This window comes from Bacillus sp. SRL337, assembly GCF_984799155.1.
Genome location: NZ_OZ481793.1, coordinates 91,209 through 107,500, shown reverse-complemented (window position 1 = coordinate 107,500; position 16,292 = coordinate 91,209). Strand labels below are relative to the sequence as shown.

Genomic DNA, 16,292 nt, shown 5'->3' with positions numbered 1-16,292 from the left:
ATCTGTCAGCTGCACGTGTCGCCACGCTTCCACCTCAGACCTATCTACCTGATCATCTTTCAGGGATCTTACTCACATAAAGTGATGGGAAATCTCATCTCGAGGGGGGCTTCATGCTTAGATGCTTTCAGCACTTATCCCTTCCGCACATAGCTACCCAGCGATGCCTTTGGCAAGACAACTGGTACACCAGCGGTGCGTCCATCCCGGTCCTCTCGTACTAAGGACAGCTCCTCTCAAATTTCCTGCGCCCACGACGGATAGGGACCGAACTGTCTCACGACGTTCTGAACCCAGCTCGCGTACCGCTTTAATGGGCGAACAGCCCAACCCTTGGGACCGACTACAGCCCCAGGATGCGATGAGCCGACATCGAGGTGCCAAACCTCCCCGTCGATGTGGACTCTTGGGGGAGATAAGCCTGTTATCCCCGGGGTAGCTTTTATCCGTTGAGCGATGGCCCTTCCATGCGGAACCACCGGATCACTAAGCCCGACTTTCGTCCCTGCTCGACTTGTAGGTCTCGCAGTCAAGCTCCCTTGTGCCTTTACACTCTGCGAATGATTTCCAACCATTCTGAGGGAACCTTTGGGCGCCTCCGTTACTCTTTAGGAGGCGACCGCCCCAGTCAAACTGCCCACCTGACACTGTCTCCCACCCCGATCAGGGGCGCGGGTTAGAAGTTCAACACAGCCAGGGTAGTATCCCACCAGCGCCTCCACCGAAGCTGGCGCTCCGGTTTCCAAGGCTCCTACCTATCCTGTACAAGCTGTGCCAAAATTCAATATCAGGCTACAGTAAAGCTCCACGGGGTCTTTCCGTCCTGTCGCGGGTAACCTGCATCTTCACAGGTACTATAATTTCACCGAGTCTCTCGTTGAGACAGTGCCCAGATCGTTGCGCCTTTCGTGCGGGTCGGAACTTACCCGACAAGGAATTTCGCTACCTTAGGACCGTTATAGTTACGGCCGCCGTTTACTGGGGCTTCGGTTCGCACCTTCGCTTGCGCTAAGCACTCCCCTTAACCTTCCAGCACCGGGCAGGCGTCAGCCCCTATACTTCGCCTTACGGCTTCGCAGAGACCTGTGTTTTTGCTAAACAGTCGCCTGGGCCTATTCACTGCGGCTCTCTCGGGCTTGCACCCTACCAGAGCACCCCTTCTCCCGAAGTTACGGGGTCATTTTGCCGAGTTCCTTAACGAGAGTTCTCTCGCTCACCTTAGGATTCTCTCCTCGCCTACCTGTGTCGGTTTGCGGTACGGGCACCTTTTTCCTCGCTAGAGGCTTTTCTTGGCAGTGTGGAATCAGGAACTTCGGTACTATATTTCCCTCGCTGTCACAGCTCAGCCTTTATGGTGACGGGATTTGCCTCATCACCAGCCTAACTGCTTAGACGCGCATATCCAACAGCGCGCTTACCCTATCCTCCTGCGTCCCCCCATCACTCAAACGGAAAAGAGGTGGTACAGGAATATCAACCTGTTATCCATCGCCTACGCCTTTCGGCCTCGGCTTAGGTCCCGACTAACCCTGAGCGGACGAGCCTTCCTCAGGAAACCTTAGGCATTCGGTGGACAGGATTCTCACCTGTCTTTCGCTACTCATACCGGCATTCTCACTTCTAAGCGCTCCACCAGTCCTTACGGTCCAGCTTCTCAGCCCTTAGAACGCTCTCCTACCACTGACACCAAATGGTGTCAATCCACAGCTTCGGTGATACGTTTAGCCCCGGTACATTTTCGGCGCAGAGTCACTCGACCAGTGAGCTATTACGCACTCTTTAAATGGTGGCTGCTTCTAAGCCAACATCCTGGTTGTCTAAGCAACTCCACATCCTTTTCCACTTAACGTATACTTTGGGACCTTAGCTGGTGGTCTGGGCTGTTTCCCTTTCGACTACGGATCTTATCACTCGCAGTCTGACTCCCATGGATAAGTCTTTGGCATTCGGAGTTTGTCTGAATTCGGTAACCCGATGAGGGCCCCTAGTCCAAACAGTGCTCTACCTCCAAGACTCTTACTACATGAGGCTAGCCCTAAAGCTATTTCGGAGAGAACCAGCTATCTCCAAGTTCGATTGGAATTTCTCCGCTACCCACACCTCATCCCCGCACTTTTCAACGTGCGTGGGTTCGGGCCTCCATTCAGTGTTACCTGAACTTCACCCTGGACATGGGTAGATCACCTGGTTTCGGGTCTACGACCACATACTCATTCGCCCTATTCAGACTCGCTTTCGCTGCGGCTCCGTCTTTCCGACTTAACCTTGCATGGGATCGTAACTCGCCGGTTCATTCTACAAAAGGCACGCCATCACCCGTTAACGGGCTCTGACTACTTGTAGGCACACGGTTTCAGGTTCTATTTCACTCCCCTTCCGGGGTGCTTTTCACCTTTCCCTCACGGTACTGGTTCACTATCGGTCACTAGGGAGTATTTAGCCTTGGGAGATGGTCCTCCCAGCTTCCGACGGGATTTCTCGTGTCCCGCCGTACTCAGGATCCACTCAAGAGGGAACGAAGTTTCGACTACAGGGTTGTTACCTTCTGTGACGAGCCTTTCCAGACTTCTTCGTCTACTTCATTCCTTTGTAACTCCGTATAGAGTGTCCTACAACCCCAAGAGGCAAGCCTCTTGGTTTGGGCTAATCCCGTTTCGCTCGCCGCTACTCAGGGAATCGCGTTTGCTTTCTCTTCCTCCGGGTACTTAGATGTTTCAGTTCCCCGGGTCTGCCTTCCATACTCTATGTATTCAAGTATGGATACTGCACCATTACGTGCAGCGGGTTCCCCCATTCGGAAATCTCCGGATCAAAGCTTACTTACAGCTCCCCGAAGCATATCGGTGTTAGTCCCGTCCTTCATCGGCTCCTAGTGCCAAGGCATCCACCGTGCGCCCTTTCTAACTTAACCATCGGCGAACGATAAGCTTCGGATTGCGGCGTTGCCTTCGTTTCTTCCGCTGCTCATGTACGGTAAGGTACACTCCGCTGCTCAGAAACACGGGCGCCTTGCACTCCTCGCTTCTCCTTCACCTTAGTTTAAAACAATATCTCATAAGAGATATCCTAAAATGGCGAATTCTCGGTTCTTTCTTGACTTTCTTCATGACTATCTTTATCTAGTTTTCAAAGAACAATGTTTGATGGTGGATTTGTTTGCTTTCGCAAAAAATCTTATTGAACCATCAAAACTGAACAAAACAAAATCAACGCGTCACGTCTCATATATCCTTAGAAAGGAGGTGATCCAGCCGCACCTTCCGATACGGCTACCTTGTTACGACTTCACCCCAATCATCTGTCCCACCTTAGGCGGCTGGCTCCAAAAGGTTACCTCACCGACTTCGGGTGTTACAAACTCTCGTGGTGTGACGGGCGGTGTGTACAAGGCCCGGGAACGTATTCACCGCGGCATGCTGATCCGCGATTACTAGCGATTCCAGCTTCATGCAGGCGAGTTGCAGCCTGCAATCCGAACTGAGAACGGTTTTATGGGATTTGCTAAACCTCGCGGTCTTGCTGCCCTTTGTACCGTCCATTGTAGCACGTGTGTAGCCCAGGTCATAAGGGGCATGATGATTTGACGTCATCCCCACCTTCCTCCGGTTTGTCACCGGCAGTCATCTTAGAGTGCCCAACTGAATGCTGGCAACTAAGATCAAGGGTTGCGCTCGTTGCGGGACTTAACCCAACATCTCACGACACGAGCTGACGACAACCATGCACCACCTGTCACTCTGTCCCCCGAAGGGGAACGCCCTATCTCTAGGGTTGTCAGAGGATGTCAAGACCTGGTAAGGTTCTTCGCGTTGCTTCGAATTAAACCACATGCTCCACCGCTTGTGCGGGCCCCCGTCAATTCCTTTGAGTTTCAGTCTTGCGACCGTACTCCCCAGGCGGAGTGCTTAATGCGTTAGCTGCAGCACTAAAGGGCGGAAACCCTCTAACACTTAGCACTCATCGTTTACGGCGTGGACTACCAGGGTATCTAATCCTGTTTGCTCCCCACGCTTTCGCGCCTCAGCGTCAGTTACAGACCAGAAAGTCGCCTTCGCCACTGGTGTTCCTCCACATATCTACGCATTTCACCGCTACACGTGGAATTCCACTTTCCTCTTCTGTACTCAAGTCCCCCAGTTTCCAATGACCCTCCACGGTTGAGCCGTGGGCTTTCACATCAGACTTAAGAGACCGCCTGCGCGCGCTTTACGCCCAATAATTCCGGACAACGCTTGCCACCTACGTATTACCGCGGCTGCTGGCACGTAGTTAGCCGTGGCTTTCTGGTTAGGTACCGTCAAGGTGCCGCCCTATTCGAACGGCACTTGTTCTTCCCTAACAACAGAGCTTTACGATCCGAAAACCTTCATCACTCACGCGGCGTTGCTCCGTCAGACTTTCGTCCATTGCGGAAGATTCCCTACTGCTGCCTCCCGTAGGAGTCTGGGCCGTGTCTCAGTCCCAGTGTGGCCGATCACCCTCTCAGGTCGGCTACGCATCGTCGCCTTGGTGAGCCGTTACCTCACCAACTAGCTAATGCGCCGCGGGTCCATCTGTAAGTGGTAGCCGAAGCCACCTTTCCACCCTTCCTCATGTGAGGAAAGGAACTATCCGGTATTAGCCCCGGTTTCCCGGAGTTATCCCAGTCTTACAGGCAGGTTACCCACGTGTTACTCACCCGTCCGCCGCTGACTTCAGGGAGCAAGCTCCCATCCGTCCGCTCGACTTGCATGTATTAGGCACGCCGCCAGCGTTCGTCCTGAGCCAGGATCAAACTCTCCGATAAAAGTTTGACTTGCTCATTTGCTAATTAAAGTGTTAGCAACTTTGTAAGAACCAAGTTCTTACTAGATTAACGTTGACGTTTTGTCTTGTTTTGTTCAGTTTTCAAGGTTCAATCTGCGTCGCTCGTTTTTGGCGACTTGATTATCTTAACATCTTTCAAAAGCTGAGTCAACAACTTTTTTAAAATGTTTTTTGTTGTCTGCCGTGTTTCGCGGCAACAGATAATAATATACCACCTATTCAGGTACCATGCAATACTTTTGTAAAATAAAAATAAAAAAACTCCGGCTGACAACTGCCGGAGTCTTTATTGTTAGTCACGGTGACGCATTAACGGGAATAATAGAACGTCACGGATGGAAGGGGAGTTTGTCAGCAGCATGACCAGACGGTCGATACCGATCCCAAGTCCACCTGTTGGAGGCATTCCGTATTCCAAGGCTTCGATGAAGTCATCATCCATCATATGGGCTTCATCATTCCCTTGTTCTCTTTCTTTGAGTTGGGCTTCGAATCTTTCTCTTTGATCAATAGGATCGTTCAACTCTGTGAAGGCGTTGGCGTGCTCACGCCCTACAATAAATAATTCAAAACGATCAGTGAAACGTCCATCTTCATCATTCTTCTTTGCGAGCGGAGAAATTTCCACTGGGTGGCCATAGATGAACGTCGGCTGAATCAGCTTGTCCTCTACTTTTTGCTCAAAGAATTCGTTTAGGACATGGCCGTATTGCATAGAAGGTTTCACTTCCACCCCATGCTCTTTTGCAAGGGCATGAGCTTCCTCGTCACTCATTTCCTTCCAGAAATCTGCACCTGTATGTTCTTTTACTGCATCTACCATGTGCAAGCGGGTCCATTGCGGTTCAAGGTTCACTTCGTAATCGCCGTATTGAACTGTAGTTGAACCGAATACTTCTTTTGCAATATGAGCAACCAAGTTCTCTGTAAGTGCCATGATGTCCCGGTAGTCAGCATACGCTTCATAGAGCTCGATCATTGTAAATTCCGGATTATGGCGAGTGGATACACCTTCATTACGGAATACTCGTCCGATTTCATATACTTTTTCCATTCCACCGACAATCAGCCTTTTCAGGTGAAGTTCGATAGCGATACGCATGTATAGCTGCATATCAAGTGCGTTATGGTGAGTGATGAACGGACGGGCGGATGCTCCCCCGGCAATGGCATGCATCATCGGTGTTTCCACTTCAAGGTATCCATTGTTATCCAAATACCTTCTCATGGATTGAATGATCTTACTTCGGGCAATGAATGTCTGTTTGCTTTCCTGGCTTGTAATCAAATCAAGATATCTCTGGCGGTAGCGCTGTTCAACATCTTTTAAGCCGTGGAATTTTTCCGGCAGCGGTCGCAGTGACTTGGTCAGAAGGATGAATTCCTTTGCTTTAATGGATAATTCCCCTACTTTTGTTTTGAAGACTGTCCCAGTTATACCGATCAGGTCTCCAAGGTCCGCCGTATTAAAGATTTCATATTCTTCGTCGCCGACAGCATCTTTCCGAACATAAATCTGGATTTGGCCGGAAAGGTCCTGGATATGGGCAAATCCCGCTTTTCCTTTTCCTCTTTTCGTCATGATTCTTCCTGCTATAGTAACGGAAGCCTCTTTCTCTTCCAATTCCTCTTTTGTAAAAGAATCAAACTGCTCTTTTATTTCTTGAGAAGTATGTGAACGATCGAAACGTTTGCCGAATGGATCCAATCCTTTTTGACGAAGGGTTTCCATCTTCTCACGTCTCACCCGCAGCTGGTCATTGATTTCTTCGTGACTCATTACTTTCACTCCTGTTCTATCTGCTAGTTTTAAAAAAAGCTGTTTTCGTTTGTGTTGCTTCGAAACAATACCGTATACGAATGCAGCATGGTTGCGAGCCCTTTTCCAAATGAGGTGAAAGCTTCATTGCTCTGAAAAGCGTACTTTCATTTCGTTTTTACGAGAAGAGCCTTAATTAAATTAGCTTATATGATTTTATACCCTACTATTTTACACAATATATGTATTTCGAACACCCCTAAAGGTCTTTTTAATTGAAAAAGCTTAAATTTTTCAAGGTAAAGATTGAACAATCTCCACTACAGGTGTATGGCTCTGCAAGAGAATAAAGGATTTCGTATTTAAATAGAGGAATTGCAGGAATCCGGAAGCCGTAACGAGATCAGTCCGCTATCCTTACACCTTTTGCTTCCATTTAAAATAAAAAAGGACTGAAAGCCAATATGCTTTCAGTCCGATACAGGTTCACCGCCTGAATGGTTTTCTCTCTAATAACACAAGAAATCTATTGATCATTAGAAGGTTCCAGGTCCTTGCGGTTGATTCCCAGGTTTTCTGCCACATTTTCAAGGAAATCTTCTGTAGGCAAACGGCTGCCTCTCTCAATTTCTCCAAGCACAGAAACGGAAATGCCTAATTTCCTGGCCAACCCCTCCTGTGTCAATCCTTTTAATTTTCTGAATGCACGTATACGTCTTCCCCACTTATCTGTTTCCATAACCGAACTCCTTCTTTATCAGGTATTTCGTTTAGAAGAGCAATCATAGAGGTGTTGAGCTTAGGATGTTTGATTGTTTGGGACAGTTCCGTCAGAGGCACAAGCACGAATGCGCGCTCATGCATCCGGGGATGAGGAACAATTAGTTCTTCTGTTTCAATATTTTCATGATTATAGAGCAATATGTCAAGGTCTATTTTGCGTGGCCCCCAGCGGAATTCCCGTTCCCTCCCGAGATCTTTTTCCACTTGAAGGCAATGCTGCAGAAGGCTTTCCGGTGATAAAGATGTCTTAACTTCTAGCACCAGGTTCAGGAATTGACCTTGTTCCGTGAATCCTACCGGGTCCGTTTCGTAGATGGAGGAGGTCCTTGTCACTTCTATATCCGCGGCTTCATTTAACTGCTTTATGGCTTCTTTCAGATATTGTTCCCTGTTCCCCACGTTGGACCCCAATGAAAGGTATGCGATGGCTTCCATTTCAGCGCCCCCTGTTGATTTCAACAGATACCGAACGATAATGGCCCGGAATCGGCGGGTCTGGTTTTATGACCTCAATGGTACAGTTTTCGACTTTCGAAAAACCGGTTAGAATCCCTTCGGCCAGCTTTTCCGCCAATGTTTCAAGCAGCTTATATGGTTTTCCCTCGACTACTTCTTTGCAGAGGGAGTACACTTCACCATAATTGACTGAGTCCCCGATGTCATCACTCCTCCCCGCTTCAGAAAGGTCTACATCAAGTGTTACACTCACCCGGAATCTCTGGCCAAGTTTCGTTTCCTCAGGAAATACACCATGGTAGCCGTAAAACTCCATTTCATTGACTTTGATCTTATCCACCATAATCACCCTTTCCAAGCATGGCATCCATCATGGCAGCCATCCTCCTGATTTCTTTTACATCGTGGACGCGTACCAACTGGCAGCCTTTCTGAATACCAAAGCAGACCGTAGCGCCTGTTCCTTCCATCCTCTCCTCCACAGGGAGATCAAGGATTGTTCCAATCATGCGTTTTCTCGAAGTTGCCAGCAGGACCGGATATCCCATGCCAACAAGACGGTCAAGGTTTCTCATCATTTCAAGATTCAGCGTAAGGTCTTTGGCAAACCCGATTCCCGGATCGAGAATGATGTTCTCTTTTGATACCCCGGCTTCCAGTGCTATGCCCACACTCTCCTGCAGATCGTTTAAGGCATCTGTTATAAAATCGCCGTAGTCCATATTTTCCCGGTTGTGCATCAAGATCATAGGGGCATTGAATTCTGAAGCCACTGCCGCAATTTCCGGTTCCCGTTTTGCACCCCATACATCATTAATGATATGTGCACCCGCTTCCAAGGCTTTTCTCGCGGTCCCAGCTTTATAAGTATCTATGGAGATAGGAATATCCACTTCTTGTGAGATGGCTCTGATAATCGGGCAAACTCTCTGTATTTCCTCTTTCTCTGATACCGGGTCATACCCTGGCCTGGTCGATTCACCGCCGATATCGATTATGTCTGCCCCTTCCGCAGCCATTTCCTTCGCACGTTGAACTGCGTGTTCTACGGCATTATAGCGGCCTCCGTCCGAAAAGGAATCAGGAGTCACGTTAAGGATCCCCATGACCATTGTCCGATTTTGATAGTCAAGCTGATAGGGCCCGGCTTTAATCACTGAAGTCAATTTTCATCAGCTCCCACATAGTTCGTTTTTTGAATACAGCACTCTTGAGTGACCTTCATAATGAGTATAAAGAGTTTTGGTGATTTCTCCGTTTCTACCAGGAAAGGCCCGTCCGGCAAACGAATGTATCGGAATGATTTCCTGGACGGAATTCGTAAAGAACGCTTCACTTGCATGCAGAAGGTCGTCTATACGAAATATCCCTTCCTCACAGGGAATGCCTTCCCTTTTGGATAACTCAATAATATACTCCCTGGTAATCCCGTTCAATATCCCTGTCTCCAGTGAAGGGGTATAGAGTGTCCCTTGCCGCACCCAGAATATGTTCGAAGTAATGCCTTCTGCAACATAGCCCTCTTTTGTTAAAAACACCCCTTCTTTTCCCGGATCACCGCCAATTTCCCTTTTCGCTGCCATATTATTGAAGTAATGATGGGATTTAAGCCTCATGGATGTTTCAGGCGTGTTCCTCTTAAGCTCGAGCAGAACGGCTTCCTTCTCCCTCAGGGGCTCTGACGGCGGCAGCTCTTTTTGGAAAAGAAGGATATTCGGCGCTTCGTAGGAATCGGTCCGCAACCCTATTTCCCCTTCCCCTGCTGAAACATTTAAGCGGAGGTACGAGTCATGTAAACCGTTCTTCTCTGAAAGGGAAGAAATCATCCCGGGTATATCAAGGGCTCCTAAGTCCAGCTCGATATTCAACATCTCCAAGCCGCTTTGCATCCGTTCTAAATGATCATTCAGCAAAAATGGATGGCCGTCATAAGTCCTCATTGTTTCAAACAACCCCATCCCATACAAAAAGCCGTGATCGAAAGGGGAGATTCTCGCTTCTTCTTTATTCAGGATCTTTCCGTTTAAAAATATATGCACACTCCCGCCTCCTAAACGGTTAAAGCAGCTTTTTTATGCGTCTGAAGGAAATTGGCGAGCAGCTGTTTCCCTTCGTCTGTGATGATGGACTCCGGATGAAACTGAACACCCTCGATGGAAAGGTGCTTATGACGGATAGCCATGATTTCCCCAGCTTCTGTCTCGGCGGTGATTTCAAGACAGTCTGGAAGTGTTTCTTTTTCAACGATCAAGGAATGGTAACGCCCGGCTTGAAACGGATTGGAAATCCCTTCAAATGTTGTCTTCCCGTTATGAGTGACAAACGAGGTCTTACCATGCATCAGTTTCTCCGCCTTCACTACCTTTCCGCCAAACACCTGGGCAATAGCCTGGTGACCAAGACAAACTCCGAATATCGGAATCTTTCCGGCAAAGTACTCAATTGCCTGAAGGCTTACCCCTGCTTCATTCGGGGTACGCGGCCCAGGAGATATCATCAGATAATCAGGTGCCAGCAGCTCAATTTCCGCAATATTGATCTCATTGTTTCGTTTGACAACAATCTCTTCGCCAAGCTCTCCTAAATACTGCACAATGTTATATGTAAAAGAATCAAAGTTATCAATCATTAAAATCATTTGTTTGCACCCTCTGCCAATTCTTTTGCTTTCCAGACCGCCTTTGCCTTTTTCAGAGACTCTTCGTATTCATGCTTCGGATTGGAATCAATGACCACACCGGCACCTGCCTGAATATAAGCTTGTCCATCTTTGGCAAACAGCGTCCGGATGACGATATTCAGTTCCATATCTCCATTGAAACCGATCCAGCCAATAGAACCTGTATAGATCCCCCTTCTGACCGGCTCCAGTTCTTCAATAACTTCCATCGTCCTCACCTTGGGAGCCCCGGTAATGGTGCCTCCGGGAAAAACAGAACGGATCAAATCCTTTCCGCTCTTATTTTTAGCGATTTGTCCCCTTACATTAGAGACAATGTGCATGACGTGTGAGTATTTTTCGATGGCCATGAATTCATTTACTTCAACCGTTCCGTACTGACAAACCCGGCCAAGATCATTTCTCTCAAGGTCCACCAGCATGACATGCTCTGCCCGTTCCTTTTCATTTTGGATCAATTCATCCGCAAGCCTCTGGTCTTCAATTTCATTCTCACCACGGGAGCGCGTTCCGGCAATCGGCCGGGTGCTGACTTCGTACCCTTTCTTTTTCACAAGAAGCTCCGGAGAACCTGATGCAATCTGAAAACCAGGCGTATGCACATAGCTCATATAAGGAGATGGATTCAACTCCCGCAGTTTCTTATATATAGCATAGGGGGGTGCAGCTAACTTCTGGGACTGACGCACAGAAAGGTTAACCTGAAAGACGTCTCCTTCCCTGATATAATGTTGAATTTTTTCTACCGCTGAAATGAACTCTTCCTCATCCATGGCGACCGTCCGATCAGCTGGCATGGTACCCTCAATGCCTTCTTCTTCCGGAAGAGGCTGTTGGAGCGCTCCCTTCCAACCATTTAAATAATCAGCAAAGGTATCGGCGCCTTCTCTATCGGCCATCACCCAGATCTCTTCCGACTCGTGATCATACACGGCCCATTGATCGAACACCATGTAGTAGAGATCCGGCGTTTCCAGGTCATCCTCTGCATTCGTTTCCAACTTCTCGATACGGCGGGCATAATCATAGCTGATGAATCCCATCGCCCCTCCTTGAAAGTCAGGAAGCAGCGGGTCTCTTTCCCTATACCTTCTTTGAAGGCAGCTGTATAACACATCAAGGCAATCTCCATTGATAATTTCCTTTCTTTCCTTTTCAAGGATTTCCACTCTATCATCCTTGGCATTTATTATAGAAACCGGACTAAATCCGGCAATGCTGTATTTTCCGCCCCGTCCGCTTTCCAATAGGATATGATGACTCATTTCTGCCGTCAGCATTTCATAGGCGTGAAAGAACGCTGATTTCGAGGAAGGGATTTTTTCATAAAGAAGTGGTTGTTTGTTCTCCATGGATGGTTCACTCTCCTAGTAATTCTCTCCCTCCATCATACATGAAGAAGAGCGCTCATTCCTAGTCAAATCGCGCAGTTCCTTACGAGTACACAGAACAACCGAGCATATGGGCATTCTTGAAAAAGCAATGAAAAAAGGACCAGGAATATTCCTGGTCCTTAAGGCTTAATCTTCAAATTGATACAATGGCGTACTGAGATATCTCTCTCCGTTACTCGGAATGACCGCCAGCACTTTCTTGCCTTTTCCAAGCTCCTTGGCGACTTTCAATGCTGCACTGATGGCGGCTCCCGAAGAGATTCCACCCAGGATGCCTTCTTCTTTAGCAGCACGGCGCGCATAGTCAAATGCTTCGTCATTTTGAATCGTAAGAACTTCGTCATATACCTCTGTATTCAACGTGTCGGGCACAAAACCCGCTCCGATGCCCTGAATTTTATGAGGGCCGGGACTTCCTCCTGATAATACAGGCGAATCTGCCGGTTCCACTGCGTAGATCTTCACGTTCGGGAAGTTTTCTTTCAATACCTGTCCTGCACCTGTAATGGTACCTCCAGTGCCGATACCTGAAATGAATGCATCCAGACTGTCCATTTGCTCCACGATTTCTTTTCCTGTCGTTCTGCGGTGCACTTCAGGATTCGCTTCGTTCTTGAATTGCTGAGGCATGAAATAGCCCTTTTGCTGTGCAAGCTCTTCCGCCTTGCGGATAGCACCGCCCATCCCTTCGGAGCCAGGGGTAAGGACTAATTCAGCCCCATAAGCACGAAGGAGATTTCTTCTTTCCATACTCATGGTGTCCGGCATCACCAGAACTGCCTGGTATCCTTTGGCAGCAGCAACCATAGCGAGTCCAATACCCGTATTGCCGCTCGTCGGTTCAACTATCGTATCACCGGATTTTAAGTTTCCTGATTCCTCTGCAGCTTCAATCATCGCAAGGGCGATTCTGTCTTTAACACTGCTTCCGGGGTTCATATATTCTAATTTCAAGTAAACATCTGCACTATTCTCGTCCACTATGCGGTTCAATTTAACAATCGGTGTTTGACCAACTAAATCTGTGATGGAGTTTGCTATTCTTGCCATGGTACCCCTCCTAATCCCAAGTAATTTGATTGGGTTTTAGTTAAAATTATCAATTTTCTGTCAATGTGTCAATTAATAGGATCGAGCAGCTAATGCTGATCCTAAAAAGCTGCGCAATTTCTGCATTCCCGCAGTGATTTTTTTAAAGGGCTCTGTCGTAAAAATGAATGTTGAAAACAATCCCATAATTCTAGTAAGAAAGAAAAGAGCTGCTCTCCCTTTTAAGACTATTGCGCCTAGGAGAAAGATTCATGGTTTCTCTGAAAACCGCCATCTATACAAACAACCTTTTAAAAAAGAAGCCGGCAATAACCTGACTTCTTTTTGGGTAATAGATTAAAGGCTTTCTTTATAGAACCAATCAACATTAAACTCTTTCCAGAAGTTTTCAGGCTTCATGGATTTTTCCACCTGTTCCATTGCGAGCCTCCGCCGGATCTGGTCTTTTACGTCATTCAATGAATAATCATGAGGTTCCAGCTTATCGTTAAGGAGGAAGATGTAATACTTCCCTTCAAATTCCACTACTTCAGAGAGTTCTCCCTTATCCAGCGATTGAATTGAATCAGCGGCATCCCCTGCTACTATATGCGACCCGACAGGAATATATCCTATATTTCCACCCTGGACAGCAGAAACATCGTCAATCGAACGTTCCATTGCAAGAGCCTGAAAGTTTGACCCGTCTTCAACTTCATTTGCCATTTGTTCAGCTTCTTCCCGTGTGGCCGCAACGATTTGCGAAAGATTGTACATCTCCGGTATCGAATATTGCTCTTGATTCTCTTTATAATATTTCTCAATTTCCTTATCAGGGATGTCTACGTCTTTTGTGACCACTTTCTCTAAAAGCAGCTCAGTCCTGACTCTTTCCCTCAAAATCTCTTCACTGCCCATTAAGTCTTTATCGTAACTGTTATAGATACTTTTAATTAAGGTGATTTCCTTATCAAGTTCTTTATCCGTCACCTTAATATCATACTTTTCTGCAAGCTGTTCCATTACATTATGGTTGATCAGCTCCCTCAGAACTTCTTTTCCATAACGCTGCTCCATTTCATACATCCAAGATTCGCGGCTTATCGTTTCTTCTCCTATTTTAGCTGCCGTTTCAGTCCCAGCCAGCTTTGAAGGTCCTGCATCCGCCTCAGCTTTTGTGAAATAAAGCAGCAGTGTCACCGCATTAGCAGTCAGCAGAATCAATATTATTCCAACTAAAACCGACCTCTTCAGTCTCACCTTTGCATCCATCCCCTTAGATGTTACTGCAGATCTTCTCCCTCATTTTTCAACTCGGTTAGTTCCTCCGCAGAATAATGATACGTTTCATTACAGAAGTGGCATTGTGTCTCAGCTCCGCCCTCTTCATCAATCATTTCCTGGATTTCTTCTGCACCCAAACTGGCAATCGCTGCACCAAAACGCTCTTTTGAACAGCGGCATTCAAACTGGACTGGCATTTTATCAAGGATTTTCACATTCTCTTCACCAAGAAGTTCAAAAAGAAGCTCTTCCGGAGTCAGCCCTTTTTCAATCAACTTGGATACCGGCGGAATTGCCTGAAGCCGATTCTCAATTTCTGTAATGGTTTCATCCGGGGTGCCCGGCATCAATTGAATGATAAAACCGCCCGCTGCAAGAATCGTATTATCCGGGTTCACCAGCACTCCCACGCCAACGGAAGACGGCACCTGTTCAGAGGTAACAAAATAATAAGTAAAGTCTTCTCCTAATTCCCCCGAAACAATTGGAACTTGTCCTGTAAAATGATCCCGCATGCCAATATCTTTTACGACTGATAATGTCCCTGAAGCTCCTACCGCTCTTCTGACATCGAGCTTCCCTTGTTCATTCAGATCAAAGTGAACTTGAGGATTGGTAACATAGCCCCTGACATTCCCTTTGGCATCACTGTCTACAATGATGGCACCAAGAGGGCCGTCCCCTTCTACTTTGATTGTTAACTTTTCTTCCCCTTTCAGCATCGCACCCATCATGACACCCGCACTCATCGATCTTCCGATAGCTGCAGATGCTGTCGGCCAAGTACCATGCCTTCTCTGTGCTTCATTTATTGTGTCTGTGCTCCTGACTGCGTAAGCCCTGACTTGTCCATCAAACGCTAAAGCTTTCACTAAGTAATCGCTCATATTATTCCTCCTATACTATGCTGTTTCTCTCATAAATGAGCTTTAAACCTTTTAAGGTCAAAAATGGATCAACGATATCAATGACATCGGATTCTTTTGAGATTAATTGGGCCAGCCCGCCTGTGGCGATGACCAATGGATTACTCTTCGCTGTCGCTTTCATTCTCTTTACGATGCCTTCTACCTGTCCGACGTATCCATACAGGATTCCAGACTGCATCGCAGACACAGTATTCTTCCCGATGATGTGTTCCGGACGCCCGATTTCAATCCTTGGAAGCTTGGCCGCCTTGGAGTATAGAGCTTCAGTCGAAATGCCGATTCCCGGAGCGATCGCCCCGCCCATATACTGCTTATCTTCATTGATATAGCAGTAGGTTGTCGCTGTACCGAAATCAACTATGATCAGCGGACCGCCATATTCCTTTATTCCTGCCACCGCATTGACAATACGGTCTGCCCCTACTTCACGTGGATTTTCATATTTTATATCTAATCCTGTTCTAATTCCAGGACCTACAACTAATGGTGTAATGTTAAAATACTTTTCACACATTCGTTCCAAGGAAAACATGATAGGAGGAACTACAGATGAGATGATGATCCCTTCAATATCGTAAAGGGATAATTGAACATGTTCAAAAAGATTTTTCACGATCATTCCATACTCATCTTCTGTTTTATGGCGGTTGGTTTCCATACGCCAATGATATTTCAGCTCTTCTCCTTCATAAACTCCCAGTACTATATTGGTATTCCCTACATCCAAGACAAAAATCACTATTTTCACCTACTAATACATTGATTTCATTCTGCCAACATCATACCACAATTGCATCGATTTGGTGAAAACTGTTGTCTTATAAAAAAACGCAATTCATTGTTGTATTTTTTTAATTTTCAAAGAGGTCCGTTGCTTTCAGTCCCGGATTTCACGACTCCGCGGGGTTGGCGGTGAGCCTCCGGCTGTGCCTGACTAAAAAGCGGAAGCGGCCGTTCAGCGACGTACAGATTGGAGGGCTCTTGCATGAGATATAGGAATCATGAAGGAGCGGAGCAATTCGATGATGACTTATCATTCCCGCAGAAGGCAGTGAATCCCTCCAGTCAACTCTGCGTTTTAGAGTCTTATCACTTTTAATAATAGGAGTGTCTTATCAATTTAAACCCTGAAGAACCTCTACACATTGTGGGCATACATAAAAAAGACACCA

General features: G+C 47.0%; 12 protein-coding genes and 2 rRNA genes (1 of these 14 only partly in view). All 14 read right to left on the bottom strand.

Features of this window, described 5'->3' with window-relative positions; genetic code table 11:
* Positions 1-2,911: ribosomal RNA gene (locus AC4E8A_RS00500) — 23S ribosomal RNA — on the bottom strand; it reaches 25 nt to the left of the window's first position.
* A gap of 324 nt (positions 2,912-3,235) precedes the next feature.
* Positions 3,236-4,786 (bottom strand): 16S ribosomal RNA (locus tag AC4E8A_RS00495).
* The 16S and 23S rRNA genes sit together here, the layout of an rRNA operon.
* A gap of 312 nt (positions 4,787-5,098) precedes the next feature.
* Positions 5,099-6,595 (bottom strand): lysine--tRNA ligase, encoded by a 1,497-nt coding sequence (gene lysS, locus AC4E8A_RS00490; RefSeq protein ID WP_490196265.1) that lies wholly within the window; start codon positions 6,593-6,595, stop codon positions 5,099-5,101.
* Positions 6,596-7,091: 496 nt separating this feature from the next.
* Positions 7,092-7,304, bottom strand: a complete 213-nt coding sequence (locus tag AC4E8A_RS00485) for a helix-turn-helix domain-containing protein (protein WP_490196264.1) — start codon at positions 7,302-7,304, stop codon at positions 7,092-7,094.
* Entirely contained in the window at positions 7,256-7,783 is a 528-nt protein-coding gene (folK, locus tag AC4E8A_RS00480) for a 2-amino-4-hydroxy-6-hydroxymethyldihydropteridine diphosphokinase (protein ID WP_490196263.1), read from the bottom strand. Before folK ends, AC4E8A_RS00485 begins: the two co-directional genes overlap by 49 nt.
* Before the next feature lies 1 nt (position 7,784).
* Positions 7,785-8,144 carry a dihydroneopterin aldolase gene (folB, locus tag AC4E8A_RS00475; RefSeq protein WP_490198733.1) on the bottom strand — a complete coding sequence of 120 codons (360 nt, stop codon included), beginning with the start codon at positions 8,142-8,144 and terminating at the stop codon, positions 7,785-7,787.
* Positions 8,137-8,916, bottom strand: a complete 780-nt coding sequence (gene folP / locus AC4E8A_RS00470) for a dihydropteroate synthase (RefSeq protein WP_490198732.1) — start codon at positions 8,914-8,916, stop codon at positions 8,137-8,139. The genes folB and folP overlap by 8 nt, the downstream gene beginning before the upstream one ends.
* A 60-nt stretch (positions 8,917-8,976) precedes the next feature.
* Positions 8,977-9,843, bottom strand: coding sequence for an aminodeoxychorismate lyase (gene pabC / locus AC4E8A_RS00465; RefSeq protein WP_490196262.1), 867 nt, complete (start codon positions 9,841-9,843; stop codon positions 8,977-8,979).
* A gap of 11 nt (positions 9,844-9,854) precedes the next feature.
* Positions 9,855-10,442, bottom strand: coding sequence for an aminodeoxychorismate/anthranilate synthase component II (gene pabA / locus AC4E8A_RS00460; protein ID WP_490196260.1), 588 nt, complete (start codon positions 10,440-10,442; stop codon positions 9,855-9,857).
* Complete coding sequence (pabB, locus tag AC4E8A_RS00455; protein ID WP_490196259.1) at positions 10,439-11,836, bottom strand: aminodeoxychorismate synthase, component I; 1,398 nt, start codon at positions 11,834-11,836, stop codon at positions 10,439-10,441. The genes pabA and pabB overlap by 4 nt, the downstream gene beginning before the upstream one ends.
* Before the next feature lie 168 nt (positions 11,837-12,004).
* Positions 12,005-12,928, bottom strand: coding sequence for a cysteine synthase A (gene cysK, locus AC4E8A_RS00450; RefSeq protein WP_490196258.1), 924 nt, complete (start codon positions 12,926-12,928; stop codon positions 12,005-12,007).
* A gap of 336 nt (positions 12,929-13,264) precedes the next feature.
* Positions 13,265-14,167, bottom strand: coding sequence for a peptidyl-prolyl cis-trans isomerase (locus tag AC4E8A_RS00445; protein WP_490196257.1), 903 nt, complete (start codon positions 14,165-14,167; stop codon positions 13,265-13,267).
* 23 nt (positions 14,168-14,190) lie between these two features.
* Positions 14,191-15,078 (bottom strand): Hsp33 family molecular chaperone HslO, encoded by an 888-nt coding sequence (gene hslO / locus AC4E8A_RS00440; protein ID WP_490196256.1) that lies wholly within the window; start codon positions 15,076-15,078, stop codon positions 14,191-14,193.
* A 10-nt stretch (positions 15,079-15,088) separates the two neighbouring features.
* Entirely contained in the window at positions 15,089-15,859 is a 771-nt protein-coding gene (locus AC4E8A_RS00435; RefSeq protein WP_490196255.1) for a type III pantothenate kinase, read from the bottom strand.
* Between the last annotated feature and the right edge of the window lie 433 nt (positions 15,860-16,292).

What these genes read in the sequence shown, in the direction of transcription:
- AC4E8A_RS00485 (WP_490196264.1), bottom strand. Translation starts at nt 7,304, where the DNA reads ATGGAAACAGATAAGTGGGGAAGACGTATACGTGCATTCAGAAAATTA.
- folK (WP_490196263.1), bottom strand. Translation starts at nt 7,783, where the DNA reads ATGGAAGCCATCGCATACCTTTCATTGGGGTCCAACGTGGGGAACAGG.
- folP (WP_490198732.1), bottom strand. Translation starts at nt 8,916, where the DNA reads ATGGTCATGGGGATCCTTAACGTGACTCCTGATTCCTTTTCGGACGGA.
- pabA (WP_490196260.1), bottom strand. Translation starts at nt 10,442, where the DNA reads ATGATTTTAATGATTGATAACTTTGATTCTTTTACATATAACATTGTG.
- pabB (WP_490196259.1), bottom strand. Translation starts at nt 11,836, where the DNA reads ATGGAGAACAAACAACCACTTCTTTATGAAAAAATCCCTTCCTCGAAA.
- cysK (WP_490196258.1), bottom strand. Translation starts at nt 12,928, where the DNA reads ATGGCAAGAATAGCAAACTCCATCACAGATTTAGTTGGTCAAACACCG.
- hslO (WP_490196256.1), bottom strand. Translation starts at nt 15,078, where the DNA reads ATGAGCGATTACTTAGTGAAAGCTTTAGCGTTTGATGGACAAGTCAGG.